This is a genomic window from Micromonospora sp. NBRC 110037 (assembly GCF_001652995.1).
GTDB classification, from domain to species: domain Bacteria; phylum Actinomycetota; class Actinomycetes; order Mycobacteriales; family Micromonosporaceae; genus Micromonospora; species Micromonospora chalcea.
The window spans coordinates 191,063-216,784 of sequence record NZ_BBVA01000006.1 but is presented as its reverse complement, the minus strand read 5'-3'; the positions used below and the strand labels follow the sequence as shown (position 1 = coordinate 216,784).

At 72.8% G+C, this 25,722-nt stretch carries 26 protein-coding genes; 14 read left to right on the top strand and 12 right to left on the bottom strand.

Annotated elements, in window-relative coordinates:
• Both A4R25_RS19430 and A4R25_RS19425 read left to right on the top strand, forming a co-directional pair.
• On the top strand, positions 1 to 657 hold the full coding sequence (locus A4R25_RS19430) for a nucleoside triphosphate pyrophosphatase (protein ID WP_043326679.1): 657 nt from the start codon (positions 1 to 3) through the stop codon (positions 655 to 657).
• A 9-nt stretch (positions 658 to 666) separates the two neighbouring features.
• Positions 667 to 1,320 (top strand): O-methyltransferase, encoded by a 654-nt coding sequence (locus A4R25_RS19425; RefSeq protein WP_064447649.1) that lies wholly within the window; start codon positions 667 to 669, stop codon positions 1,318 to 1,320.
• Between the two features lie 36 nt (positions 1,321 to 1,356).
• Here A4R25_RS19425 and A4R25_RS19420 read toward each other — a convergent pair whose 3' ends face one another.
• The 4 genes from A4R25_RS19420 to A4R25_RS19405 form a co-directional block, all read right to left on the bottom strand.
• A complete protein-coding gene (locus A4R25_RS19420) occupies positions 1,357 to 2,760 on the bottom strand; it encodes a sugar MFS transporter (RefSeq protein WP_043326683.1) in 1,404 nt (467 codons plus the stop codon).
• 62 nt (positions 2,761 to 2,822) lie between these two features.
• Positions 2,823 to 3,578, bottom strand: a complete 756-nt coding sequence (locus A4R25_RS19415) for an ABC transporter permease (RefSeq protein WP_013284036.1) — start codon at positions 3,576 to 3,578, stop codon at positions 2,823 to 2,825.
• 17 nt (positions 3,579 to 3,595) lie between these two features.
• Positions 3,596 to 4,555 carry an ATP-binding cassette domain-containing protein gene (locus A4R25_RS19410; RefSeq protein ID WP_064447648.1) on the bottom strand — a complete coding sequence of 320 codons (960 nt, stop codon included), beginning with the start codon at positions 4,553 to 4,555 and terminating at the stop codon, positions 3,596 to 3,598.
• 127 nt (positions 4,556 to 4,682) lie between these two features.
• Complete coding sequence (locus A4R25_RS19405) at positions 4,683 to 5,273, bottom strand: PadR family transcriptional regulator (protein WP_043326691.1); 591 nt, start codon at positions 5,271 to 5,273, stop codon at positions 4,683 to 4,685.
• A gap of 132 nt (positions 5,274 to 5,405) precedes the next feature.
• Between A4R25_RS19405 and A4R25_RS19400 the strand changes: the two genes are divergently transcribed.
• Together A4R25_RS19400 and A4R25_RS19395 are read left to right on the top strand one after the other, a co-directional pair.
• On the top strand, positions 5,406 to 7,157 hold the full coding sequence (locus A4R25_RS19400; protein ID WP_064447647.1) for a biotin carboxylase N-terminal domain-containing protein: 1,752 nt from the start codon (positions 5,406 to 5,408) through the stop codon (positions 7,155 to 7,157).
• A gap of 125 nt (positions 7,158 to 7,282) precedes the next feature.
• A complete protein-coding gene (locus A4R25_RS19395; protein WP_064447646.1) occupies positions 7,283 to 8,722 on the top strand; it encodes a GuaB1 family IMP dehydrogenase-related protein in 1,440 nt (479 codons plus the stop codon).
• Positions 8,723 to 8,735: 13 nt separating this feature from the next.
• Here A4R25_RS19395 and A4R25_RS19390 read toward each other — a convergent pair whose 3' ends face one another.
• On the bottom strand, positions 8,736 to 9,275 hold the full coding sequence (locus A4R25_RS19390) for a TetR/AcrR family transcriptional regulator (protein ID WP_064447645.1): 540 nt from the start codon (positions 9,273 to 9,275) through the stop codon (positions 8,736 to 8,738).
• A gap of 84 nt (positions 9,276 to 9,359) precedes the next feature.
• Here A4R25_RS19390 and A4R25_RS19385 point away from each other — a divergent pair, with 84 nt between their 5' ends.
• Complete coding sequence (locus tag A4R25_RS19385; protein WP_064447644.1) at positions 9,360 to 9,803, top strand: DoxX family membrane protein; 444 nt, start codon at positions 9,360 to 9,362, stop codon at positions 9,801 to 9,803.
• Positions 9,804 to 9,856: 53 nt separating this feature from the next.
• On the opposite strand, the gene A4R25_RS19380 is transcribed toward A4R25_RS19385, so the two are convergent.
• Positions 9,857 to 11,479, bottom strand: coding sequence for an MFS transporter (locus A4R25_RS19380; RefSeq protein WP_043326702.1), 1,623 nt, complete (start codon positions 11,477 to 11,479; stop codon positions 9,857 to 9,859).
• Between the two features lie 54 nt (positions 11,480 to 11,533).
• On the opposite strand from A4R25_RS19380, the gene A4R25_RS19375 reads away from it, so the two are divergent.
• From A4R25_RS19375 to A4R25_RS19360, 4 genes are all read left to right on the top strand, one after another.
• Complete coding sequence (locus tag A4R25_RS19375; protein WP_064447643.1) at positions 11,534 to 12,049, top strand: MarR family winged helix-turn-helix transcriptional regulator; 516 nt, start codon at positions 11,534 to 11,536, stop codon at positions 12,047 to 12,049.
• A 61-nt stretch (positions 12,050 to 12,110) separates the two neighbouring features.
• Positions 12,111 to 12,632: a MarR family winged helix-turn-helix transcriptional regulator gene (locus A4R25_RS19370; RefSeq protein ID WP_043330646.1), complete on the top strand. Its 522-nt coding sequence runs from the start codon at positions 12,111 to 12,113 to the stop codon at positions 12,630 to 12,632.
• Positions 12,626 to 14,359, top strand: a complete 1,734-nt coding sequence (locus tag A4R25_RS19365; RefSeq protein WP_064447642.1) for an ABC transporter ATP-binding protein — start codon at positions 12,626 to 12,628, stop codon at positions 14,357 to 14,359. Before A4R25_RS19370 ends, A4R25_RS19365 begins: the two co-directional genes overlap by 7 nt.
• Positions 14,356 to 16,410, top strand: a complete 2,055-nt coding sequence (locus tag A4R25_RS19360) for an ABC transporter ATP-binding protein (protein WP_043326707.1) — start codon at positions 14,356 to 14,358, stop codon at positions 16,408 to 16,410. The genes A4R25_RS19365 and A4R25_RS19360 overlap by 4 nt, the downstream gene beginning before the upstream one ends.
• Positions 16,411 to 16,480: 70 nt before the next feature.
• Here the strand turns inward: A4R25_RS19360 and thrS are convergent, their stop codons facing one another.
• Positions 16,481 to 17,695 carry a threonine--tRNA ligase gene (gene thrS, locus A4R25_RS19355; protein WP_043326709.1) on the bottom strand — a complete coding sequence of 405 codons (1,215 nt, stop codon included), beginning with the start codon at positions 17,693 to 17,695 and terminating at the stop codon, positions 16,481 to 16,483.
• Positions 17,696 to 18,191: 496 nt separating this feature from the next.
• Here thrS and A4R25_RS19350 point away from each other — a divergent pair, with 496 nt between their 5' ends.
• The 4 genes from A4R25_RS19350 (at position 18,192) to A4R25_RS19335 (ending at position 20,315) form a co-directional block, all read left to right on the top strand.
• Positions 18,192 to 18,815, top strand: a complete 624-nt coding sequence (locus A4R25_RS19350; protein WP_043330647.1) for a DedA family protein — start codon at positions 18,192 to 18,194, stop codon at positions 18,813 to 18,815.
• A 53-nt stretch (positions 18,816 to 18,868) separates the two neighbouring features.
• Positions 18,869 to 19,237, top strand: a complete 369-nt coding sequence (locus A4R25_RS19345) for a type II toxin-antitoxin system RelE/ParE family toxin (RefSeq protein ID WP_064447641.1) — start codon at positions 18,869 to 18,871, stop codon at positions 19,235 to 19,237.
• Positions 19,234 to 19,566, top strand: coding sequence for a helix-turn-helix domain-containing protein (locus A4R25_RS19340; protein ID WP_064447640.1), 333 nt, complete (start codon positions 19,234 to 19,236; stop codon positions 19,564 to 19,566). Before A4R25_RS19345 ends, A4R25_RS19340 begins: the two co-directional genes overlap by 4 nt.
• Before the next feature lie 95 nt (positions 19,567 to 19,661).
• Positions 19,662 to 20,315, top strand: coding sequence for a DUF998 domain-containing protein (locus A4R25_RS19335; RefSeq protein ID WP_064447639.1), 654 nt, complete (start codon positions 19,662 to 19,664; stop codon positions 20,313 to 20,315).
• Positions 20,316 to 20,332: 17 nt separating this feature from the next.
• Here A4R25_RS19335 and A4R25_RS19330 read toward each other — a convergent pair whose 3' ends face one another.
• On the bottom strand, positions 20,333 to 21,736 hold the full coding sequence (locus A4R25_RS19330; RefSeq protein WP_043326713.1) for an NAD(P)H-quinone dehydrogenase: 1,404 nt from the start codon (positions 21,734 to 21,736) through the stop codon (positions 20,333 to 20,335).
• A gap of 106 nt (positions 21,737 to 21,842) precedes the next feature.
• Here A4R25_RS19330 and A4R25_RS19325 point away from each other — a divergent pair, with 106 nt between their 5' ends.
• Positions 21,843 to 22,298: a gamma-glutamylcyclotransferase gene (locus A4R25_RS19325; RefSeq protein WP_030501227.1), complete on the top strand. Its 456-nt coding sequence runs from the start codon at positions 21,843 to 21,845 to the stop codon at positions 22,296 to 22,298.
• 75 nt (positions 22,299 to 22,373) lie between these two features.
• On the opposite strand, the gene A4R25_RS19320 is transcribed toward A4R25_RS19325, so the two are convergent.
• The 4 genes from A4R25_RS19320 to A4R25_RS19305 are packed head-to-tail and all read right to left on the bottom strand — an operon-like array spanning position 22,374 to position 25,715.
• Positions 22,374 to 23,336, bottom strand: coding sequence for a GNAT family N-acetyltransferase (locus A4R25_RS19320; protein ID WP_064447638.1), 963 nt, complete (start codon positions 23,334 to 23,336; stop codon positions 22,374 to 22,376).
• A 42-nt stretch (positions 23,337 to 23,378) separates the two neighbouring features.
• Complete coding sequence (locus tag A4R25_RS19315) at positions 23,379 to 24,119, bottom strand: hypothetical protein (RefSeq protein WP_064447637.1); 741 nt, start codon at positions 24,117 to 24,119, stop codon at positions 23,379 to 23,381.
• Positions 24,120 to 24,156: 37 nt separating this feature from the next.
• The gene (locus A4R25_RS19310) at positions 24,157 to 25,083 is read right to left on the bottom strand and encodes a hypothetical protein (RefSeq protein WP_064447636.1); all 927 of its coding nucleotides are present in this window, start codon (positions 25,081 to 25,083) and stop codon (positions 24,157 to 24,159) included.
• A 2-nt stretch (positions 25,084 to 25,085) separates the two neighbouring features.
• Positions 25,086 to 25,715 (bottom strand): MBL fold metallo-hydrolase, encoded by a 630-nt coding sequence (locus A4R25_RS19305; protein ID WP_064447635.1) that lies wholly within the window; start codon positions 25,713 to 25,715, stop codon positions 25,086 to 25,088.
• Positions 25,716 to 25,722 lie beyond the last annotated feature (7 nt).

The window sequence follows — 25,722 nt, the reverse complement described above, 5'->3', positions numbered from 1 at the left end:
GTGTCGACCTCCGTACCGGTGCGCCTCGTGCTCGCCTCGCAGTCTCCCGCCCGCCGCAAGTTGCTCCAGGCCGCTGGCATCGAGCCCGACGTGCTGGTCAGCGGCGTGGACGAGTCGCAGGTGGTCAGCGAGCGCGCCGAGGATCTGTGTCTGGAGTTGGCCCGGTTGAAGGCGCAGGCCGTACGCGATCGGCTGCGGCCGTCGCCGGATGAGCGCACTCTCGTGCTCGGCTGTGACTCGGTGCTGGCCTTCGACGGTGAGATCCTCGGCAAGCCTGATGACGCGGCGGACGCCACCCGGCGGTGGCAGCGGATGCGCGGGCGCAGCGGTGTCCTGCACACCGGGCACAGTCTGATCGACGTGACGCACGAGTCGCGGGCCGAGGCCGTCGCGTCGACCACTGTGCATTTCGCCGACATCAGCGACGAGGAGATCGCCGCGTACGTGGCGACGGGCGAGCCGCTGGCCGTTGCCGGCGCGTTCACCATCGACGGGCTGGGCGGCGCGTTCCTGACCGGGATCGAGGGTGACCCGGGCACGGTGGTGGGGTTGTCCCTGCCGTTGCTGCGCCGGCTGCTCGCCGAGGTGGAGCTGAGCATCGTCGACCTGTGGACGAAGGTCGCGCCCGGGGGCCAGGAGATCGAGCATCTCGGCTAACGTCCGGACATGACCACGAAGCCTCTGCCGCTCACCCCGGAACTGCACGCCTATCTGGTGGCCCACGGGTCCGCGCCGGACGAGATCGTCCGGGAGCTGGCCGAGGAGACCCGGGCGGCCCTGCCCGCCGAGGCGGTGATGCAGGTCGCGCCGGAGCAGGCGGCGTTCCTGACGTTCCTGACCCGGCTGCTCGGCGTACGGCAGGCGGTCGAGGTGGGCACGTTCACCGGCCTCTCCTCGCTGGCGATCGCCCGGGGGCTCGCCGATGGCGGGCGGCTGACCTGCTTCGACATCTCCGAGGAGTACACGGGCGTGGCCCGGCGCTACTGGGAGCGCGCCGGTGTGCAGGACCGGATCGAGCTGCGCATCGGCCCGGCCGCCCAGACGCTGCGCGAGCTGCCCCGCGAGCGTTACCTGGACTTCGCGTTCATCGACGCGGACAAGGTCGGCTACCCGATCTACTGGGACGAGCTGGTGCCGCGCATGCGCCCCGGCGCGGTGGTCGCCGTCGACAACACGCTGCGCGACGGCCGGGTGCTCGCCCCGCGCAACGCCGACGACCGGGCGATCGCCGCCTTCAACGACGCGGTGATCGCGGACGTGCGCGTCGAGGCGGTCATGCTGCCGATCGCCGACGGCGTCACGCTCGCCCGAGTGCTCTGAGCCGGCCCGAACACAACCTCGCCGAAACGGAGTCGATCAGGTCGCGCGGACCGGCGCGGGCAAGGCACGCCCCAGCCGCACCGTCAGCAGCACCGCCACCGCGATGAACGCGGGCAGCAGCAGGAACGCCGGGTGCGGGCCGGCGCCGTCGGCCACCCACCCGAGCGCGACCGGCGCGATCCCGAAACCCACACCCATCGAGTACGCCGACCAGCCCGCCGCCTTGTCGGCGGCCGGACCGGCGACTGCGAGCGCGATGGAGATCGCCAGCGGGTAGTGCAGCGCGTTGCCCAGGCCGAGCACGACCAGGCCGGTGACGGCGAGCCAGCCGACCGTACTGCCCCAGAACAGCGCGAACCCGGCCAGCGAGACGGTGAGCGCGCCGAGCAGCAGCGGCACCGGCGGCCAGCGCAGCGCGGCCCGGCCACCGGCGATCCGGCCGGCGAACATGCCGCAGACGATCGCGGCCACCGCCGCCGACGCCCCGCCCGCGCTCAGCCCGGCGTGGGTCCGCAGCACGTCGGCGGTCCAGAGCGACAGGCAGACCTCGATCGACCCGGTGACGGACATCAGAACCCAGGCGATCCAGTACGCACGCGGCAGCCGCCCCGCTGCCCCACGCACCCCGGAGGCGGGCGCCTCCGACGCCGGCAACCCCGGCGCGGGCACGGCCGAAGCGGGCACAGGCGCGGCACCCCCGGACGACACGGTGACGGGAGCGCCCGGAGCGGGCACGGCGGCGTCGGATGCGCCGACGGCGGGTACTGCCGGAGCGGGCGCGGTGGCCTCGGCCACCCCGGACGTGGGGACGGCGGGCACCCGGGTGGATGCGGCCACGGCGACCGGTGTGCCGGCAGCCGCGACAGCGGGGGCGCGGTTCGGCCCGCGTACCCGGAAGGTCAGAGCCGCGAGCGCGACAAGCGTGATCAGCCCGACCTCGACGGCCATCAGCGGTCGCCAGCCGAGGCCGGCGTCGACGCTGGCGCCGATGGTCAGCGGCGCCAGGATGCCCATGCCGGCGCACGCGGCGTTGGCCTCGGTGAGCGCGGCGGGGGCGGCGGGTCCGTGCCGGGCGGTGAGCACCACGCTGACGCCACTGACGATCATCATGCCGAAGGTGGCGATGACCGCGACGGCGGCGAGCGTGGCCGGTAGCGGGCGGAGCAGGCCGAGCGCGGTGACGCCGGCGGCGACGCCGGCGAGGCCGAGCCAGATGGCGGGGCCGCGGCCGAGGCGGCGGGCGATCGGGGCGAACAGCGCTCCGCCGGCCAGCGCGCCGACGGCGATGCCGGTGCTGTGCAGGCCGGCGACGGCGGCGCTGGTGCCCTGTTCGTCGCGGAGCAGCGGTACGACCGGGCCGAATCCGTAGAGGAAGAAGCCCCAGAGACCGAGCTGGGCGTAGGTCAGCCAGGTGATCCGGTCACGGGTGAGGCGGGGCACCGGCCCACGCTACGCGCGTGGCGCCGGTGCCCCCTGCCTCCTGAGAGGTACGTCTCCCCTGGTCAGCGGACACTGCGGGCGAACTGGCGGGCGGCCCAGAAAACGCCTGCAGCGGCGAGCACCGCGATGATGCCGAGGCCCTGCCAGACGCGGTCGTTGCCGAGGTCGCCGTTGAACAGCGCGCGCGTGCCCTCGACCGCCCAGGAGAACGGGTTCCACTTGGCCACGCCCTGGAGCCAGCCGGGGGCGAAGGTGAGCGGCAGCAGGATGCCGGAGAGCAGCAGGACCGGCTGCGCGACGGTGTTCATGAGCGGGGCGAGCGCGTCCTCGCTCTTGACCTTGAGCGCGATGCCGTAGGAGACGGCCGAGGTCATCAGCGCGATGAGGGCGAGCATCAGGTACGCCAGGAGCAGGTTGCCGATGAAGACGCGCAGGTCGAACGCGAGCGCCAGCAGCGTGATGATGATCGCCTGCGCGATCAGCGAGACCACGTCACGCAGGGACCGGCCGAGCAGCAGCGCGAGCCGGCTGACCGGGGTGACCCGGGAGCGTTCGATCACGCCGGCGCGCAGTTCGGCGATCAGGCCGAAGCCCTGGAACAGGCCGCCGAAGATGGCCAGCAGCACGAGCAGGCCGGGCACGAAGATCTTGTACGCGGCGGCCTGCGTCGGGGCGTTCAGCGCGGGCTTGAGCAGCGGGGCGAACAGGAGCAGGTACATCACCGGCTGGAAGACGCCGACGAAGATCCACACCGGGTTGCGCAGCAGCAGTTGCGTCTGGCGCTGGAAGATCAGCCAGGTGTCGCGGGCGAGTTTCATGACAGCTTCTCCGGGGGTCAGGACTCGCGCAGCGAGCGGCCGGTCTTGGTGAGGAAGACGTCGTCGAGGCTGGGCCGGTGCAGCTCGATCGAGCGCAGGTCCAGCCCGGCGTGGTCGAGGCGGCGCAGCACCTGCGGGATGGCGGTGGCGCCCTCGTCGACGTAGAGGCGCAGGCCGCCCTCGTCGACGGTCTCCAGCTTGCTCACGTACGCCTCGGTGTCGAGCAGTTCGGCGGCGCGCGGGGTGCTCGGGGCGTCCAGTCCGACGATCACCACCTCGCCGGAGATCTCCCGCTTCAGCTCGGCCGGCGTGCCCTCGGCGACGATCTCGCCGTGATCCATGATCGCGATGCGGTCGCAGAGCGCGTCCGCCTCGTCCAGGTAGTGCGTGGTGATGAAGACGGTCATCCCCTCGGTACGCAGCCGGCGGATCTCGTCCCACATGTGCGCGCGGCTCTGCGGGTCGAGGCCGGTGGTCGGCTCGTCCAGGAAGACGATCTTCGGCTCGTGGATGATGCCGAGCGCGATCTCGACCCGCCGGCGCTGGCCGCCGGAGTAGGTCTTGCACTTGCGGTCGGCGTACTCGGTGAGCTGGAAGGCTTCGAGCGCGCGCTCGGCGCGTCGGTGCGCCTCGGCCTTGCCAATGCCGTAGAGGCGGGCCTGGAGCACCAGCTCCTCGCGGGCGCTCGACTCGTCCCAGGTGCTGCCGCCCTGGGCCACGTACCCGATCCTGCGGCGCACCTCGGCCGGGTCCTTGCGCAGGTCGGCGCCGGCCACGGTGGCCTCGCCGCCGTCCGGCTCGATGAGCGTGGCGAGCATCCGCAGCGTGGTGGTCTTGCCGGCGCCGTTGGGCCCGAGGAAGCCGAAGATCTCCCCCTCGGCGACGTCGAGGTTGACGCCGCGGACGGCGTCCACGGTCTTCGTCTCGCGACCCTCGCGGGAGCGGTACGACTTCCGCAACCCCCTGGTCTCGATCATTTCTGCTCCTGGTCGTCCGGGCGGGCCTGACCGGCCGCCGATCGTCCGCGAGGACGCACGAATCCCCCGCGATTCCTGCCGAGGCTAACGCGATATAGCTTCTTTGGTCAACGTTGATTATGTCGTGTCACCGGGAGCCGTCGGTCCAGCCCGACCAGCCCTCGGCCCGCTCCATCCCATCCGGCAGGTACGACACTCCCGACTCGATCCGCTCCGCGATCCGCTCGCACCACGCCGTCTCCGCCTCGGCGCGGGCCAGCCACAGCTCGAACATCCACCCGACGTGCACCGGCTTGCGGGTGCGTACCCAGTCCGAGTCGAGCGAGGCGCGCATCGACTCGACCCCGGCGCGAAGGAGGTTCGCCCGGTTGCGCAGCGCCGCCGCGGCCTCCTCGCGCGGCATCGCCGGCAGGAAGGAGAACGCCGCCACGAACGGGTCCGGCGGCTCCTGCACCTGCCACCACTGCGCGCGCAGCAGCGTCTCGAACTCGTCCTCCCCCTTCGCCGTCACCTCGTACGTGGTGCGGGCCGGGCGGGCGCCCACCTGCTCGACCGAGACGGTCCGCAGCAGGCCCTCGTCGGTGAGTTTGCGCAGCGCGTGGTAGATCGAGCCGGGCTGCACGTTGGCCCACTTGTCCGCGCTCCAGCTCAGCAGCTCACGGCGCACGTCGTAGCCGTGCACCGGCTGCATCCACCGGACCAGGCCCAGAATCATCATCCTCGTTGCCGACACCGGACAAGCGTAATAGGCAAATTTGACTACAGTGCCGCATCCCACACTGAGCGATCGTTAGGCTCCGCAGGTAGGCCGCTAAACTCCCGGCAACGACCTCCCGGGAGGAGCCTCAAGGTGCGCAAGGTTCTCATCGCCAACCGCGGCGAGATCGCCGTCCGCGTCATTCGCGCCTGTCGCGACGCCGGCCTGGCGAGCGTCGCCGTCTACGCGGACTCCGACCGGGACGCCCTGCACGCCACGCTCGCCGACGAGGCGTACGCGCTCGGCGGCGACACCGCCGCGGACAGCTACCTGCGCATCGACAAGCTGATCGACGTCGCGGCCCGGTCCGGCGCGGACGCGGTGCACCCCGGCTACGGCTTCCTCTCCGAGAACGCCGACTTCGCCCAGGCCGTCATCGACGCCGGGCTCACCTGGATCGGCCCCACCCCGCAGGCGATCCGCGACCTCGGCGACAAGGTGACCGCCCGGCACATCGCGCAGCGGGCCGGCGCGCCGCTGGTGCCCGGCACCCCGGACCCGGTGGGCAACGCGGACGAGGTGATGGCGTTCGCCGTCGACCACGGCCTGCCGGTCGCCATCAAGGCCGCCTTCGGCGGTGGCGGGCGTGGCCTCAAGGTCGCCCGCACCATGGAGGAGATCCCGCACCTGTTCGAGTCGGCCACCCGCGAGGCGGTCGCCGCGTTCGGCCGGGGCGAGTGCTTCGTCGAGCGCTACCTCGACAAGCCGCGCCACGTCGAGGCGCAGGTGCTGGCCGACCAGCACGGCAACGTGATCGTGGTGGGCACCCGGGACTGCTCGTTGCAGCGCCGGCACCAGAAGCTGGTCGAGGAGGCGCCCGCGCCGTTCCTCACCGACGCCCAGCGCGCCCAGATCCACGACAGCGCCAAGGCCATCTGCCGCGAGGCCGGCTACCACGGCGCCGGCACCGTGGAATACCTGGTCGGCGCGGACGGCACGATCTCCTTCCTGGAGGTGAACACGCGGCTGCAGGTCGAGCACCCGGTGACCGAGGAGACCGCCGGCATCGACCTGGTACGCGAGCAGTTCCGCATCGCCGACGGGGAGAAGCTGCGCTTCACCGAGGACCCGACGCCGCGCGGACACGCCATCGAGTTCCGGATCAACGGCGAGGACCCGGGCCGCAACTTCCTGCCCGCCCCGGGCACCGTCACCGCGCTGCGCCTGCCCTCCGGGCCGGGCGTGCGGGTGGACACCGGCATCTCGGCCGGCGATGTGATCGGCGGCAACTTCGACTCGCTGCTCGCCAAGGTGATCATCGTCGGCGAGACGCGCGCCGAGGCGCTGGAGCGGGCCCGCCGGGCGCTCGACGAGATGGTGGTCGACGGCATGGCCACCGCGCTGCCCTTCCACCGCCTGGTGATCCGCGACGAGGCGTTCACCGCCGAACCGTTCACCGTGCACACCCGGTGGATCGAGACCGAGTGGGACAACACCGTACCGGCGTTCACCGCCGCCCCCGGCGCCGCCGACGAGCCGGCCGAGCGCGAGACCGTCGTGGTCGAGGTGGGCGGCAAGCGGCTGGAGGTCGTCCTCCCCGCCGGGCTCGGCGCGGGTACGGCGGCAGCCGCGCCCGCCGCGAAGAAGCCGGCCCGCCGGGGCGGCGGAGGCAAGGCGGGTGCCGCGGTCAGCGGCGACACGCTCACCTCCCCGATGCAGGGCACGATCGTGAAGATCGCGGTCGCCGACGGCGACGAGGTGGCCGAGGGCGACCTGGTCGTGGTGCTGGAGGCGATGAAGATGGAGCAGCCGCTGCACGCGCACAAGGCCGGCACGGTCAGCGGGCTCGCCGCCGAGGTCGGCGCGGTGATCACGTCCGGCGCCGCGATCTGCACCATCGCCTGAGGTGTAAGGAAGGGCCCCTTCTTAACGCCTGAGGTAGTGAAGGGCCCCCTTCTTAACAGCGCGAGGCCGGGTGGTGTGAGCCACCACCGGGGGCGGGCACGGCCCGGGGCGGGAATGATGGCCGGGTGCGGTTCCTTCACGGCGCGGTCCCCGCGCACGACCTGACCTACAACGACGTCTTCATGGCGCCCAACCGGTCCGAGGTGGGCTCCCGGCTCGACGTCGACCTGGCCACCACCGACGGGACGGGTACCACGATCCCGCTCGTGGTGGCGAACATGACGGCCGTCGCCGGCCGGCGGATGGCCGAGACGGTGGCCCGGCGCGGCGCGGTGGCGGTGATCCCGCAGGACATCCCGATCGAGGTCGTCGCCGACGTGGTGGGCTGGGTCAAGCAGCGGCACCTGGTGCACGACACGGCGATCGCCCTCGGCCCGACCGACACCGTCGGCGACGCCATCCACCTGCTGCCGAAGCGGTCGCACGGCGCGGTGGTGGTGGTCGACGGGGACGGCCGGCCGATGGGCGTGGTGACCGAGGCGGACACCGTCGGGGTGGACCGCTTCGCCCAGCTCCGGCACGTGATGTCGACCGAGCTGCACACCGTGCCGGCGGACGCGGACCCGCGTACCGGATTCGACCGGCTGTCGGCAGGCCGGCGGCGGATCGCGCCGGTGGTGGACGGCGACGGCCGCCTGGTCGGGGTGCTGACCCGGCAGGGCGCGCTACGCGCCACGCTGTACAAGCCCGCGGTGGACGACCGGGGGCGGTTGCGGATCGCCGCCGCCGTGGGCATCAACGGCGACGTCACCGGCAAGGCCGCCGCGCTGCTGGAGGCCGGGGTGGACACGCTCGTCGTGGACACCGCGCACGGGCACCAGGAGCGGATGCTCCAGGCGCTGCGGGCGGTCCGCCGGCTGGACCCGCCGGTGCCGGTGGCGGCGGGGAACGTGGTCACCGCTGATGGCGTACGCGACCTGGTTGACGCCGGTGCGGACATCGTGAAGGTGGGTGTCGGGCCGGGCGCGATGTGCACCACCCGGATGATGACCGGGGTGGGCCGTCCGCAGTTCTCCGCGGTGCTCGACTGCGCGGCGGCGGCCCGCTCGCTGGGGCGGCACGTGTGGGCCGACGGCGGCGTACGCCACCCGCGCGACGTGGCGCTGGCGCTGGCCGCGGGCGCGTCGAACGTGATGATCGGCTCCTGGTTCGCCGGCACCTACGAGTCCCCCGGCGACCTCTACACCGATGCCGACGGGCGGCGCTACAAGGAGAGCTTCGGCATGGCGTCCTCGCGTGCGGTGAGCGCCCGTACGGCCGAGGACAGCGCGTTCGACAGGGCCCGGAAGGCGATCTTCGAGGAGGGCATCTCCTCGGCCCGGATGTATCTGGACCCGAGCCGGCCCGGCGTCGAGGACCTGATCGACGAGATCATCTCCGGGGTGCGCAGCGCGTTCACGTACGCGGGCGCGCGCAGCCTGGAGGAGTTCCACGAGCGGGCGCTCGTCGGTGTGCAGAGCGCCGCCGGCTACACCGAGGGGATGCCGCTGCCGACGAGCTGGTGACGTTCGGTCCCGCTCAGTCGAACAACCGCCTGATCACGGTACGGGCGGCAGCCTCCGGGTCGTCGCCCACCCGTGGCGGCAGCGCGCCGGAGAGCCAGAGCGTGGCGAAGCCGTGCACGATCGACCAGGCGGCGAGCGCGTCGGCGTCCGGCTCCCGCCCGGTGTGCCGGGCCACCCCCTCGCGCAGCACGTCGCCGGAGCGGGCGCGGGCGGCGACCAGCTCCGGGTCGTCGGCCCGGTACAGCTCGGGCCGGAACATGACGTCGAAGTGCGCCCGGTGCCGCACCGCGAACCCGACGTAGGCCACGCCCGTGTCGAGCAGGTCGTCCCCGGCCTGCCGCAACGCGTCGGCGAGCAGGTCGAAACCCTGGGTGGCGAACGCGGTGAGCAGCCCGGCCTTGTCGCCGAAGTGGTGCGCCGGCGCGGCGTGCGAGACCCCGGCGCGCCGAGCCAGCTCACGCAGGCTCAGCGCGGCCGGTCCGGACTCGGCGATCGCCTCGGCGGCGGTGCTCAGCAGGACGCGGCGGAGGTCGCCGTGGTGGTACGAGGCCATGTGGTCACCCTAACTTGTCATTGACAAGATGGCACCATCGCCGCAATCTTGTCAGCGACAAGATTTTCGTCGGAGGGATCGACAATGGCACCCCTGATCGCACTGCTCGCCGGCACCGCGCTGGCCCGGATAGCCGGCCTGCTCGGCGTGGACGCCCTGGACGGGTGGCACCCCGCGCTGCGGGTCGGGCTGGCGCTGATGTTCGTGCTGACCGGCGTGGCCCACTTCGCGTCCCGTCGCGACGACCTCATCGCGATGGTCCCGCCGTCCCTGCCCCGGCCGGACCTGCTGGTCACAGTGACCGGCGTACTGGAACTGGCCGGCGCGCTCGCGCTGCTGTTCCCGGCCACCGCGCGCCCGGCGGCGGCCGGGCTGGCACTGCTGATGCTCGCCATGTTCCCGGCCAACGTGTCAGCCGCACGGCGACGCCTCACGCTCGCCGGGCGCCCGGTGACGCCGCTCGGCGTCCGTACCGTGCTCCAGGTCGTCTTCGTGGCCGCGGCGCTGGCGGTGACCCTCGGCGGATGACCCGCCGCGGGCCCGGCGACCCCGCCCGCCCACGCCGACCGGCGGAACCCGGCTCAGGCCCGGGACGGCTCCGCTTCGGCGGGCTGGGATTCCCCGGTCTCCCCGTGGCGAACTGTCGGCAGGCGCAGGCAGGCGACCAGGCCGATCAGCAGGAAGCCGGCGCCCGCGAATGCCGCGTACCGGGTGGCGTCGGAGAACGCCGCCTTCGCCTCCTCGGCGATCGGCGCGGTACGCGGGTCCGCCTCCAGCCCGCCGATCGCCGCGCCGGCGCTCTCCTTGACCGCGCTGACCACCTGGTCCCGCTGGGCCGGGTCGAGGCCGGGCTGGTCGGCCAGGCGGTCGCCGAGCAGCCCGCCGAGGCCGGCGAAGAGCACGGTGCCGAGGACCGCGATGCCGAGCGCGGAGCCGACCTGCCGGGCGGTGCTCTGCAGGCCCGAGCCCTGGCCGCTGCGGCGTACCGGCACCTCGGACAGCGAGACGCCGGTGAGCTGGGCGGTGGCCAGGCCGACGCCGACGCCGTAGACGAACAGGAAGCCCACCGGCGCCCACCAGCTGGTGTCCGGCGCGACCACGAATCCGAGCCCGGCCACGCCGACCAGTTCGGCGGCGACACCGAGCTGGACCACCCGGGCCGCGCCCCAGCGCTGGGTCAGCGGCGCGCCGATGCCGCTGGCCAGGAAGCTGCCGACGGCGAGCGGCAGCAGCGCCAGGCCGGTCCGGAAGGCGCTGTAGCCGAGCACGTTCTGGAACCACAGCGGCAGCGCGAACAGCAGGCCGAACTCGCCCAGGCTGACGATCGCGGCGGCCAGGATGCCGTTGCGGAACGAGCCGATGCCGAACAGCGACAGGTCGAGCAGTGCCGGACGGCCGGCCCGGTTACGGCGTACCTGCTGGGTCAGGAAGAGCCCGAGCGCGGCGAGCCCGAGGAGCGCGGCCACCGGCACCGGTGAGATCGACGCGGTCCAGTCCAGCCCGAAGAGGCTGAACGGCCGTTCCCGCTCCCACCAGCCGTAGGTGCGGCCCTCGATCAGCGCGAAGACCACGCCGGTCATGCCGATCACGGAGAGCAGCGCGCCGGTGAGGTCCAGGCCGCGTTCGGCCCGGTCGTCGCGGGACTCGGCCACCAGCACGAGCGTCGCCACGATCACGGCGAGGCTGACCGGGACGTTGATGCCGAAGGCCCACCGCCAGGAGTACGTGGTGGTGAGCCAGCCGCCGAGCAGCGGCCCGAGCGCTGCCGCGCCACCGATGGTGGAGCCCCAGACGGCGAACGCGATGCCCTTCTCCCGGCCGGTGAAGTTGGCGTTGAGCAGGGAGAGCGAGGTGGGCAGCATCATCGCCCCGCCGACGCCCTGGAGCACCCGGGCGGCGATGAGCGTCTCGCCGGAGCCGGCGAGCGCGGCGAGGACGCTGGCGACCACGAACACTGTGACGCCGACGAGGAACATCCGCCGCCGTCCGGACCGGTCGGCGAAGCGGCCGGCGACCAGCAGCAACGCGGCGAAGACCAGGGTGTACGCCTCCTGCACCCACTGCGCGTCGGTGGAGGTGATGTCGAGGTCCCGGATGATCTGCGGCACCGCGACGTTCACGATGGTGGCGTCCACGATGATCATCGCTACGCCGAGGCTGATGGCCAGCAGCCCGAACCAGCGTCCGCGCCCGTCGCCGCGCATGGCGCCCTCCCTTTAGCTAGATTTTCTAGCTACCCGAAGTGCTAGCTTTATCCCATGGAGGGGGTGCCGTCAACCGGGGAGCCCGCACCGGGTCCGCCGCCGAGCAGCGAGACCTCCCGGGCGCTGCGCGAGGTGCTGCGGATCGCCGGTGACACCCGGGCCGCGCTGGCCCGCCGCCTGGGCCTCAACTCGACCGACGCCGCCGCGATCCATCACCTGATCTCCAGCCCGGAGCCACTGGGCCCGGTCGAACTGGGCAACCGGCTCGGCATCCGGTCCGCCTCGGCGACCACGCTCGTGGACCGGCTGGTGCAGGCCGGTCACGTCGCCCGGGCCCCGCACCCGCACGACCGGCGTCGGCTCAGCCTCCAGGTGACCGAGAGCGGCGTGGGTGAGGTGCTGGAGGCGCTGCGCCCGATGCTCGTCGGCGTCGACCGGGCGGTCTCCCGGCTCACCCCCGAGCAGGCCGAGGCCACCACGGCGTTCCTGCGCGAGGTCACCGAGGTGATGCGCGAGTACGTCGCCACCGCCCCGGACGAGCCTCCGCGCGCCCGCGCCGACCGCGGCTGAGGAGATTCTCAGAAATAGTTTGGGCCCTGATGGTTCGGGAGCTAATCTGACGCTCGTGAACATGGGCCCGCTCGTCCGCTTCCCCGACGCCCTGCACCACGCGCCACTCGGCCGGCTGGTCTCCATCGCCGGCCACGTCGTCGAGCAGCACTGGGGGCGTTACCTCGCCGAACACCACGGGCTCACGTCCGCCGGCATGCGGGTCCTGATGATCCTCCTCCGATCCGGCGACGTGAGCCACCGGGAAATGGCCGAGCTGTGCTTCGTCCGGCCCGCCACGCTCACCGGCATCGTGGACACCCTCGAACGCGACGGCTTCGTCACCAGGCGCCGCGCGCCCGAGGACCGCCGCACCGTCCGGCTCGCCCTCACCGACAAGGGCGGCGAGCACGCCCGCACCATCATCGACATGATCCACAGCGACCGGCCACTGACGTCCGTCGACGCCGACCCGGACAAGCGGGCGGTCATCCGCGAGTTCCTGATCGAAATCATCACCGGCATGTCCGACGGAGACCTCCGTCGGTTGAACCGGGACAGCGAGTCCGACACCGAGCCGCCAACGGGGAGCCATCCGTGTTGATCCGCCTGCTCCGCACACATCTACGCCCGTACCGACGATGGCTGGTCGCCGTGGTGGCGTTCCAGTTCGTCGGCACCATCGCCTCGCTCTACCTGCCCAGCCTCAACGCCGACATCATCGACCGCGGCGTCGCCGTCGGCGACACCGACCAGATCCTGCGTACGGGCGGCTGGATGCTGCTGGTCAGCCTGCTCCAGATCGCCTGCTCGATCGCCGCCGTCTACTTCGGGGCGAAGACCGCGATGGGCTTCGGCCGCGACGTGCGGGGCGCCATCTTCCGGCGGGTGAACAGCTTCTCCGCCCGCGAGGTGGCCCGGTTCGGCGCGCCGTCCCTGATCACCCGCAACACCAACGACGTCCAGCAGGTGCAGATGCTGGTGCTGCTGAGCTGCACCATGCTGGTCGCCGCGCCGATCATGAGCGTCGGCGGCGTGGTGATGGCGCTGCGCGAGGACGTCGGGCTCTCCTGGCTGATGCTGGTCTGCGTACCGGTGCTCGCCGTCGCGCTGGGCCTGATCATCCGCCGGATGGTGCCGGGCTTCCGGCTCATGCAGACCCGGATCGACACCGTCAACCGGGTGATGCGCGAGCAGATCACCGGCATCCGGGTGGTCCGGGCCTTCGTCCGGGAGCCGTACGAGACCGACCGGTTCCGGGCGGCGAACACCGACCTGACCGCCACCGCGCTGCGGATCGGACGGCTCCAGGCGCTGATCTTCCCGATCGTGATGCTGGTCCTGAACGTCTCCAGCGTCGCGGTGCTCTGGTTCGGCGCGGCGCGCGTCGACTCCGGCCAGATCCAGGTCGGCGCGCTGACCGCGTTCCTGCAGTACCTGATGCAGATCCTGATGGCGGTCATGATGGCCACCTTCATGCTGATGATGGTGCCCCGGGCCGCGGTCTGCGCCGAACGCATCGAGGAGGTGCTGGACACCGACTCGTCGGTGGTGCCGGCGCCCGACCCGGTCACCGAGGTCACCGGCCACGGCGAGCTGGAACTGCGCGGCGCCGGATTCCAGTACCCGGGCGCGAGCGCGCCGGTGCTGCACGACATCTCGTTCCGGGCCGAACCGGGCCGGACCACAGCGATCATCGGCTCCACCGGCGCCGGCAAGACGACGCTGCTGACCCTGATCCCCCGGCTGGTCGACCCGACCGCCGGCGCCGTCCTGGTCGACGGCGTGGACGTCCGGGAACTCGCCCCGGATGAGCTGTGGCGGCGGATCGGGCTGGTACCCCAGCGGCCGTACCTGTTCAGCGGCACCGTCGCCAGCAACCTGCGGTACGGCAACCCGGACGCCACCGACGCGGACCTGTGGGCCGCGCTGGAGATCGCCCAGGCGCGTGACTTCGTCGCCGAGATGGCGGGCGGACTGGACGCGCCGATCGCGCAGGGCGGCACGAACGTCTCCGGTGGCCAGCGGCAACGGCTGGCGATCGCCCGTGCGCTCGTACGCAAACCGGAGATCTATCTCTTCGACGACTCCTTCTCCGCGCTCGACCTCGGCACGGACGCCCGGCTGCGGGCCGCCCTCAAGCCGGTCACCGCGGACGCGGCGGTGGTAATCGTGGCCCAGCGGGTCTCCACGATCGTCGACGCCGACCAGATCATCGTGCTCGAGGACGGGGGTGTCGTCGGGATGGGACGACATGAGGAACTGCTGGAGAGCTGCCCCACGTACGCCGAGATCGTGGCGTCGCAGCAGACGGCGGAGGTGGCCGCGTGAGCGCGCCGGTTCCGCAGCAGAAGAACGAACCGAAGCGGCTGCCTCCGGCCGGACGCCGGCCCGCCGGTGGACCGCCGCACATGAACATGGGCATGCCGGCCGAGAAGGCGATGAACTTCGGGCCGTCGGCGCGCCGCCTGCTGGGGCGGCTGCGGCCGTACCGACTCCAGCTCACCGGCGTGCTCGCGCTGGCCCTGGGCAGCGTCGGGCTCAGCGTCGTCGGACCGAAGGTGCTCGGCCACGCCACCGACATCATCTTCAGCGGGGTGATCGGGCGGCAGCTCCCGCCCGGCACCACCACCGAGGCGGCGGCGGAGGCGGCCCGCGCCGAGGGCAACGGCAACTTCGCCGACATGCTGGCACGGATGGACGTCATCCCCGGCGCCGGCATCGACTTCGACGCGCTGGGCCGGGTGCTGGCGTTCGCGGTGGTGCTCTACATCGGCGCGAGCATCCTGCAGTGGGCGCAGGGCTGGGTGCTCAACGGGGTGGTGCAGCGCACCGTGCTCAAGCTGCGCGCCGACGTGGAGGACAAGCTCAACCGGCTGCCGCTGCCGTACTTCGACAAGCAGCCCCGGGGTGAGCTGCTGAGCCGGGTCACGAACGACATCGACAACGTGTCGCAGACGCTGCAGCAGACGCTCAGCCAGTTGCTCACGTCGCTGCTCACAGTCGTCGGCGTACTCGGAATGATGTTCTGGATCTCGCCGTTGCTGGCGCTGGTCGCGCTGGTCGCGGTGCCGCTGTCGGTGGTGGTCACCGGCCAGATCGCGAAGCGGTCCCAGGGCAAGTTCATCGCGCAGTGGAAGCACACCGGCGAGCTGAACGGCCAGATCGAGGAGGCGTACACCGGGCACGAGCTGGTCAAGGTCTTCGGCCGGCAGAAGGAGGTCGAGGCCGCCTTCCACGCCAAGAACGAGGAGCTGTTCCGGGCCAGCTTCGGCGCGCAGTTCGTCTCCGGCATCATCATGCCGGCGATGTTCTTCATCGGGAACCTCAGCTACGTCGCCATCGCGGTGGTCGGCGGGCTGCGGGTGGCGTCGGGCTCGATGAGCCTCGGTGACGTGCAGGCGTTCATCCAGTACTCGCGGCAGTTCACCCAGCCACTCACCCAGGTCGCCTCGATGGCCAACCTGCTGCAGTCCGGCGTGGCCTCGGCCGAGCGGGTCTTCGCGGTGCTCGACGCCGACGAGCAGAGCCCCGACCCGGCCGAGCCGGCCCGGATCGCCGACCCGCACGGGCGGGTCGAGTTCGAGCACGTCTCCTTCCGGTACGACCCGGAGAAGCCGCTCATCGACGACCTGTCCCTGGTCGCCGAGCCGGGCCACACGGTCGCCATCGTCGGTCCCACCGGCGCGGGCAAGACCACGCTGGTCAACCTGGTCATGCGGTTCTACGAGCTGGACGCCGGCCGGATCACGCTGGACGGGGTGGACATCTCCACGATGCGCCGCGACGACCTGCGCGGCCGGATCGGCATGGTCCTGCAGGACACCTGGCTGTTCGGCGGCACCATCCGGGACAACATCGCCTACGGCCGCCCGGACGCCACCGAGGAGGAGATCCTCGCCGCCGCGCGGGCCACGTTCGTGGACCGGTTCGTCCGCAGCCTGCCGGACGGCTACGACACCGTGATCGACGAGGAGGGCAGCAACGTCAGCGCCGGCGAGAAGCAGCTCATCACCATCGCCCGCGCGTTCCTGGCCGAGCCGTCGCTGCTGATCCTGGACGAGGCGACAAGCTCGGTGGACACCCGCACCGAGGTGCTGCTCCAGCGCGCCATGGCGGCGCTGCGCTCGGACCGGACGAGCTTCGTCATCGCGCACCGGCTCTCCACCATCCGCGACGCCGACCTGATCCTGATGATGGAGCAGGGCCGGATCGTGGAGCAGGGCACCCACGAGCAGCTCGTCGCCGCCGGTGGCGCGTACGCCCGGCTCTACCGGGCGCAGTTCACCGGCGCGGTGATCACCGACGAGGTTCCGGCGCCGGCACCGGCCGGCCCGCCGAACGGAATGCGTGCCGGCGCCGGCACGCCGGTCGGGAACTGACGTGGACCCGGCCACAGGTCCGACACCGGTCCCCGTCCGGGTGCCTTCCCGGCACCCGGACGGGCCGGGGTCAGACCGGGAGCAGCGCCGCCGACCGGCTCGCGACCACCGCGCCGATCAGGCCCAGCGCCTGCGCGGCGGGCATCGGGTCGAGCACCCGGCCGTCGCGCAGACGCAGCGAGACCGACCCGTCGGCCGCCTCCCGGGGGCCGATCACCCCGGTGTACGGGATGCGCCTGCGGGCCGCGTCGCGGATGCGGGCGCCGAGCGAGCCGGCATGGTCCACCTCGGCCCGCAGCCCGGCCGCCTCGGCCCGGCGGGCCAGCCCGGCGGCCGCGTCGGCCTGCGCCGCGTCGAGCGGGAGCAGCAGCAACTGCACCGGGGCGTACCAGGCCGGGAACGCGCCCTCGTGCACCTCGATCAGGTACGCGAACAGCCGCTCCATGCTGCCCACGAGGCTGCGGTGCACCATCACCGGCCGTTTCCGGCGGCCGTCCGAGTCGGTGTACGACAGGTCGAACCGCTCCGGCTTGTCGAAGTCGAGCTGGACGGTGGAGATGGTCGACTCCCGGCCGGCCGCGTCCACGATCTGAATGTCGATCTTCGGGCCGTAGAACGCGGCCTCGCCCGGCGCCTCCACGACGTCCACCCCGTCGAGCGCCGCGCGCAGCAGGTCCTCGGCCCGCGCCCAGCTCGCGTCGTCGCCCACGTACCGCTGGCCCGGCCCGCGCAACGACAGCCGCAACCCGGCGGGGCGGACGCCGAGCGCGGCGTGCGCCTCGCCGATCAGCCGCAGGACCTCGCGGACCTCGTCACCGACCTGGTCCAGCGCGCAGAAGGTGTGCGCGTCGTTGAGCGAGATGGCGCGCACCCGGGACAGCCCGCCGAGCACCCCGGAACGCTCCGCCCGGTACATGCCGCCCAGCTCGGCGATCCGCAGCGGCAGCTCCCGGTAGGAGCGGCCCCGGGCGCGGAACACCAGCGCGTGATGCGGGCACAGCGCCGGACGCAGCACGAACTCGTCGTCGGCGCTCAGCCGCATCGGCGGGAACATGTCGTCGGCGAAGTAGCCGAGGTGCCCGGACAGCTCGAACAGCTCCCGTTTGCCCAGCGGCGGCGAGTAGACGTGCCGGTAGCCGGCCCGCCGCTCCAGCTCCCGCACGTACTCTTCGACGGCGTGCCGGGCGGCGGCGCCGTCCGGCAGCCAGATCGGCAGCCCGGCGCCCGCGAGCGGGTCGGAGACGAACAGCTCCAGGTCCCGGCCGAGCCTGCGGTGGTCGATCATGTCGCTCTCCTTGATCGGGTACGACCCGGAGGCGAGCAGGCCCGGAACGCCGCGAGGCCCCGGAGCGGATCGCCCCGGGGCCTCGTCGACGGAAACGTCAGTGCGGCGCGCCGGGAACACCCGGCGTCGTGGTCACTACCGCGCTGCGCATGCCCCGACCGTAGACGCGCGGACGACACCGGCGCACCTGGATTTCGGAGAGAGGGTGCGGGTCGCCGACACGGGACCTGCCGGCGACCCGCGGCGGCCCGGACATCGGGAACGGGGGACCCGACGGCTCCGGTGCCGCGTCCCGCCAACGGTACGCCGCGATCCGTCGATCCGCCGCCCCGCTCCGCGGCCCCGCCCATCCGTCACTTCCGGCCGGGTCGGCTCGTTCCACACCTACGGCCCGTCGGTGTCGCTGGTCACCGCCAGGTGGGGCCGGTGGTGGTGACGCCGGACACGGCGTCACCCTCGATCCGGTCGAACGGAGAACTCCGGCGAGGTGGCGGTCGTGGCCGAGCTCATCTCTGACGTCGCGTCGCCCATGTGGGCGTACGCGCTGCTGCTGACCCTGCTGATCGCCGACGCCTTCGTCCCGGTGGTGCCGACCCAGCTCGTCATGATCACCAGTGGGGCGCTGACCGTCTACGGCGGGCTCAGCCTGCCGGTCACCATCGCTGTCGGCGCGGCCGGCGTCTTCATCGGCGACCTGACCTGCTACCTGATCGGCCGCACCACGCCGACCCGCCGGCCGGCACGGGCCACGCCACGCGGACGGGCACGCCGGGCCGTCACCCGGGTCACCCGCGGGCTGCGCGAGCCGGGGCCGCTGGTGATCCTGCTCTGCCGGTTCGTGCCCGGCGGCCGGATGGCGGCCTGCTTCTCGGCCGGCCGCAGCCGCTACCCGTACCGCCTCTTCCTGCCCTACGAGGCGGCTGCGGCGCTCGCCTGGTCCAGTTACGGCGCGCTCGTCGGCCACCTGGGCGGTACGGCGCTGACCCACTCGGCGTGGCGGCTGCTGCTGATCGGTGGGGTGGCGGCGGCCGGGTTCGCGCTGGCCGGGTGGGCGATGACCTGGATCAGCAGCGCCCGGCAGACCCGCGCCGAGGCCACCGCCGACTCGACCGGCAGCTGACGCTCAGGCCCGAGTTGACCCGCACGCGCATAAGCTTTCGTTATATTGACCAGGTGTGGGAGATCAGGCTTCATCCTGAGGTCGAGCTTTGGTTCCTGGGCCTGTGCACGAGTGAGCCGAGCACCGCTGACCTCGTCAGCGAGGCGCTCGACCTGCTGGCGGAGCACGGTCCCGCACTGGGCCGACCACTGGTCGACCGGCTCAAGGGCAGCGCATATCACCACATGAAAGAACTACGACCAGGTTCGAGCGGCGCCTCAGAGGTTCGGATGATCTTCGCGTTCGACCCCTCCCGTGAAGCCATCTTCCTGGTGGCCGGGGACAAGGCGGGGCAGTGGCAGAGTTGGTACCGGCTCGCCATTCCGTTGGCGGACGAGCGGTTCCAGGAGCACCTGATCAACTTGAAGGAAGAAAAGCCATGAGTGGTGGGGCGAACTGGCGCGACGTCAAGGCGAAGGCCCGAAGTATCGATCCCTCGTGGGACGACAGCGAGCGTGTGGCCAGGCGGGGACAGTTCCGCGAGCAGATGCTGGCTTCGGTCAGCGGCGCGCAGCTGGCGGAGATCCGCAAGCAGCTGGGCATGACCCAGGCCCAGCTGGCCGAAGCGGCCGGCTTGTCTCAGGCACGGATCAGCCAGATCGAGCACGGCGAGGGCGTCAACCTGGACATCCTGCGCGCCTACGTGACCGGACTGGGCGGACACCTCGACGTGGTCGCCCGGATCGGGAACATCCGCCTCGACGTGGCCTGACGAGTTCTCGGGGGTCCGGTAGGGGACGACCCGGGTAGCGAAGTGGGTGGTGGTCCCGGATCCGTCTGGGGCGGTTCCGGCGACAGGCTGGCCGTATGCCTGGAACGCGGAGCAGCGGCCTGTTGGCCCTCGGCGGGATCGTCCTGGCGGCGGTGCTCGCGGTGATGGGTCACGTCGGGGTGAGCGACGATCTGGATCCCTGGTCGCTGACCGTCAGCGACTTCGCCGTCTCCGATCGGGGCGGCGTCATCGACACCGCGATGGCGGTGCTCGCGGCGGCCAGCGTGATGCTGCTGCCGGCGCTGCGCCGGGCCGGTGCGGGCCGGGTGCCGCTCGCGCTGCTCACCGCCTGGTCGGCCGGGTTGCTGGCCGCGGCGGTGGTGCCCACTAACGAGCCGGGTACGCCGATGGACACCGCCGCGTACGTGCACCGGTACGCCTCGGTGCTGTCGTTCCTGGCCCTACCGGTGGCCGGCTGGCTGCTGGCCCGCAACCCGGTCGCGGGAGCCGCGGCCTGGCTGCGCGGCCTGACCGTGGCCAGCCTGCTGCTGGCGGGCGCGATGATCTGGTCCGCCTACCCCGGCGACCGGGCCCTGCTGGGCCTGATCGAGCGCGCGCTCATCCTCACGGAGACGGCAGTCATCACCACCCTGGCCCTGCACCTCACCCTGACCAAAGTCGTCGATTATGCAGTTGTGACCCCGCACAGACCGGGCATACCGGTCGGGTCGGGGGCCGCAACTCCATGATCGACGAAAGAAGGGGGCTACTCCAGCTCGTGGAGCATGAGCTGGCGGGCGGCCTCGGTGATGGAGCCGGACAGGCTCGGGTAGATGGTGATGGTGTGGGCCAGCTCGTTGACGGTGAGGTTGTTCTCCACCGCCATCGTGATCGGCAGGATCAGCTCGCTGGCCTTCGGCGCCACCACCACGCCGCCGATCACCTGGCCGCTCGCGGGCCGGCAGAACAGCTTGACGAAGCCGTCGGCCAGGTCGTCCATCTTCGCCCGCGCGTTGCCGGACAGCGGCAGCATCACCTGGCGGGCCGGGGTCTTGCCGGCGTCCACCTCGTCCTGGGAGACGCCGACGGTGGCCAGCTCCGGGTCGGTGAAGACGTTCGCCGCGACGGTACGCAGCCGCAGCGGCCGGACCGCCTCGCCCAGCGCGTGCCACATGGCGATCCGGCCCTGCATGGCCGCGACGCTCGCGAGCGGCAGCACGCCGGTGCAGTCGCCGGCCGCGTAGATGCCCGGCACGTTGGTACGGGACACCCGGTCGACAGTCACATAACCGCCCCGGGCCAGCTCCACGCCGTACTCGGCCAGGCCCAGGTCGGCGGTGTTCGGGATCGAGCCGACGGCGATCAGCGCGTGCGAGCCGGTGACCTGGCGACCGTCGGAGAGCACCACCTCCACCCCGTCGCCGACGCGGCGGACCGCCTCGGCGCGGGAGTTGTTCAGGATGCTCATGCCCCGGTTGCGGAACACCCGCTCGATCGCCATCGCGGCGTCGGCGTCCTCGTGCGGCATGACCCGGTCCCGGCTGGAGACCAGCGTGACCTTGACGCCCATGGCCAGGTACGCGCTGGCGAACTCGGCGCCGGTCACGCCGGAGCCGACCACGATCAGGTGCTCGGGCAGGTCGGGCAGGTCGTACACCTGACGCCAGGTCAGGATGCGCTCGCCGTCCGGTACGGCGGTGGGCAACTGGCGCGGGGTCGCGCCGGTCGCGACGAGCACCGTCGACGCGGCGATGGAGTACTCCTCGCCGCCGCCGGCCGGGGTGACGATCACGCGGTGGGTGTGGCCGAGCGTGTCCTCGCCGAGCCGGGCGGTGCCGGCCACGAACTCGACGCCGGCCTTGACCAGCTTGGTGTGGATGTCGGCGGACTGGGCCAGCGCGAGCCGCTTGACCCGCTCGTGCACCGCCCGGGCGTCGACGGTGACCGCCTCCAGGCCGTCGGAGTGCACGCCGAACTCCTCGGTGTCCCGGTAGCCGGTGACCACCTCGGAGCTGGCGATGAACGTCTTGGAGGGCACGCAGTCGGAGAGCACGCAGGCGCCGCCGGCCCCCTCCGCCTCGACCACTGTGACCTCGGCGTCCAACTGCGCGGCGACCAGGGCCGCCTCGTACCCGGCCGGCCCGCCGCCGATGATCACGATCTGGCTCACAGCATTAGCCCCTCGTCTGTGCTCACAGTGACTTTCTTCTCCCCGTCGGGTTCGACACGCACTGTCGTATTCTCCCCCACCCGCCAGCCGGGCTATCGTCGTCGCCGTGCGTCTCTACGCTGCTTACGGCTCAAACCTGGACCCGGCCCGCATGCGCGCCTACTGCCCGCATTCGCCGATGGTGGGTACCGGCTGGCTGGAGGGGTGGCGGCTCACCTTCGCCGGCGAGGACGTCATCGGATGGGAGGGCTCGGTCAGCACCGTTGTCGAGTCCCCGGGTGACCGGGTCTTCGTGGCGCTCTACGACATCCACCCGTACGACGCCGCGCAGCTCGACGAGATCGAGGGCGTGACCGCCGAGACGTACCGCAGGCTGACCGTGCGCGTGTCGACGCTCGACGGCGACGTGACCGCGTGGGTCTACGTGTTCGACGGTTACGAGGGCGGTCTGCCCACCGCGTGGTACCTGTCGGAGCTGGCGAACGCCGCGGAGAAGGCGGGCGCGCCGGACGACTACGTCACCGAGCTGCGGTCCCGCCCCACCGGCACCGCGTCCGCGTAGCGCGTCTCCCACACCCACAGTGTGCGCCGTGCGGCCGCACCCGCGCTCGGCGACCCCGGTACGAGGGGTGCCGGGTCACACCCGCGAGGCGGGCACGCTCCGCTCGTACATGTCGACCCAACGCTCCTCCACCAGCCCGACGGAGCGGTAGAGCGTGACCGGTGCGGTCGGGTTGGCCAGGTCGACGCCGAGCCCGGCCCCTTCGCGGCCCTTCGCCGCGTAGACCGCGAAGGCCCGGCGCAGCAGCGCCGCACCCACCCCGCGCCGCCGGTACGCGGGCAGCACCGACAGCGTCCGCACCCACCCCCGGTCCTGGTCGAGCGCCTGGTCGGAGGACTGGAGCGCGCCGGCCGGCTCGCCGTCGACCTCGGCCAGGAACCACTCGTCCCAGACCTTCCCGTACGAGGGCAGCAGGTCCCGCCACTGCTCGAAGTCGAGCGGGTCGTGGTCGGGCGTGTCCCGGAACGCGGTGTCGTAGATCCGGTGGAACAGCCGCAGGTCGTTCTCGTCGTCGGCGCGCAGCGGCCGCACCGTCACCCCGGGCGGGGGCGCCGGCTCGGCGGGCAGGTCGGCCAGCGAGCGGCTCATCCGGATGTAGCGCTTGATCCGGGTGAACCCGGCCTCGGCCAGCTCACCGGCCCAGCGGGTCTCCGGCGCGTACACGCCGGCGCGGGCGGTGAGCGCGGGCAGGCCGCGCTCGGCGGCACGTTCGGCGACCCGCTCCAGCAGCCGCGCCAGCAGCGGCGCACGCAGGTCGGCGCCACGGTCGGGGTCGACCAGGACGTCCACCCATTCCCGGCCGGCACCGCTGGGGTTGGCCAGGATCGACCAGGCCACCGCCGTACCGTCCGGGTCGGTGACCAGCCAGGAGTCCCGCGCCGGGTCGACGAACGGCGCGATCAGCGCGGACCGCACATCCTCGGCGTCGAAGTCGGGGTAGCCCACGGCGAACGTGTCGGAGGCGTGCACCACAGCCAGGATCGCGGGCACGTCGTCGAGGGTCGGGCGGCGGGCCGACCAGCCGGCGGGGAGCGTCACGGGCCAGATCCTGGCAGCCGGACCAGCGGGGCCGCCTCCCATTTATCCGCGCCGGGCGCGCTTCCGCGCGGCGCCGAGCAGACCCAGCAGCTCCGCCCCCTCGGCGGTGCTGAGCGCGCGGAACGCCGCCGACGCCAGCCGGTCGGTCACCGCCTCGGCCCACAGTCGGCGTCGCACCAGCGGCCCGACCGGCGGGTACGGGGGCGCCCAGCCGCACGCCGCCGCGCCCGCCTCGCCCTCCGGCCCGGCCAGCACCGCCTCCAGCGGGGTCAGACCGGCCGCGCGTACCGCCAGCAGGTACGCCCCGGCGAAGTGCTCGCGCAGCAGCAGCATGCCGACCGCCGCCCGGGCGCCCGGCGACGGGTCGGGCACCGGCATGGCCCGCCAGGCGGCGAACAGCGGCATGCCGCTGCCGTCCGCCGCCTCGACCGCCCGGCCCAGCAGCGCGGCGAGCCGGGACGACTCGGCGCCGTCACCGAGCCGGGCGGTGCCCCACCGGCAGCACTCGGCCAGGTTGGCGGCGGCCACCTCCAGCGGCGGGACGGTGCGTGCGGCGGCGTCCCAGCCGTCGGTGACCGCCTCGGGGGCGATGAAGCCCAGCGCCGCGGCGACGGTCTCGGCGCGGACGTCACCGAGCGCACCGGCCCGTCCGGTGATGTAGAAGGCCCACCCGGAGATGCCCAGCAGCCGCGCCCGGCGCAGCGTGGACGGGCAGCGCGCGAACGCCTCCCCGAGTTCGAGCACCAGCGGTTTGCAGGCGGCGGCGAGCTGTTCCGGAGTCATCGGCCGCCCGTCACTCCACCGTAGCCATTCATCACGCTCAGTCTGCCCGGTCGTCACCGGTGTCGGCATCCCCCTCTTCGGCGTCGAGCGCCTCCAACACGGCCTCCACCTCACCGGCCCGGCGCCGGGCCGCGGTGACCGCCCGTTCTGCGCCCCGCCGGGCCAGCCGGGCCCGGCTCAGCTCCTGCTCGGCCACGGCCCGGCGACGCTCCAGCTCGGCCAGTTCGGTCTCGATCCGGTCCAGCGTCGCGGCGCCGTCCCGCTCGGCCGCATCGGCCGCCGCCAGCTCCTTCTCGGCCCGGTCCAGGTCCGTCCGGGCCCGGGTCAGCTCCCGGGTCGCGGTCCGCCGCCGCCCGGCCCGTTCGGCCCGCGCCGCCCGCTCGTCGCGGGCCCGGCGCGCGTCGGCCCGCTCGGCCGCCCGATCCGGTACGACAGGCGCCTCCTCGCCCCCTGTCACGAGCCGCAGCTGGGGGCGGGGCACCTCGCCGAACCCGGCGTAGTGGCTGGCCCGCAGCAGGCGTCCGGCGCGCACCTGTTCGGCCACCTCGGTGTCCGACAGCGCGGCGTTGAGTGTCGCCTCGACCTCGCCCAGCGGCAGCCGCCCGGCCGGTGGCGCGGCGGGTTCGGTGGCGGCGAGACGGCGTACCTCCGCCACCAGCGCGCCCACGACGGCGCGCCGCTGCGCGGACAGTTCCCGCAGCGTGCCGCCGCGCAGGTCGCGCTGCGCGGCGCGTAGCGACTCGGCCAGCTGGCTCAGGTCGGCGACCAGCTCGGGCCGGCGGATGGCGAGCAGGTTGACCAGCCAGGCCGCTACCGTGGGCCGGCGCAGCTTGGCGATCTCGCGGGCGGTACGCGGGTCGCCGGACTGCCGCGCCTGCGCGACGGCGGCGTCCCGGGCCGCGACGAACCGGTCCGGCGGCGTGGCGTAGAGCTGCCGGATCACCTCCGCGGGCACCTCGGCCATGCTCAGACGTCGATCCGGGTGCCCGGCTCCAGACGGCGGTAGTCGGTCTTGGACAACGCGGTGTACTGCCGGTCCAGCACGCCGAGGCCGTTGCCGTTGAGCAGCGCGTCGTGCAGCGCGTACGCCCGGCGCGGGGCGACCGCGCGGATGAAGTCGACCACCTCGGAGAACTTCGACCAGGGCGCGTGGATCGGGGCGAACAGCGTGTCCACCTGCACGTCGTCCGGGACGAACAGCGCGTCGCCCGGGTGGTAGAGGACGTCGGCGAACACGTAGCCGATGTTCGGGATCACCGGGATGTCCGGGTGGATGACCGCGTGCTGCCCGCCGTACGTCCGCACCGGCACTCCGGCGACGGTGAGCGACTGCCCCGGCGAGACGGTGACGAGCGCCTCGGCGGCGTCGCCGAGCACCCCGGCGAGCGAGGCCGGGCCGTGCACCGGCACCGGCCGCCGCTCCAGCGCCCGGGTGAGCGCGACGACGTCCACATGGTCCGGGTGTTCGTGGGTGACGAGCACCGCGTCCGCCCCGTCCAGCGCCTCCGGCTCGCTGAAGCCACCCGGGTCGACGACCAGCACCGCCCCGTCGTGCTCCAGCCGGAGACAGGAGTGCGAGTACTTGGTGACGTGCATCGTGACT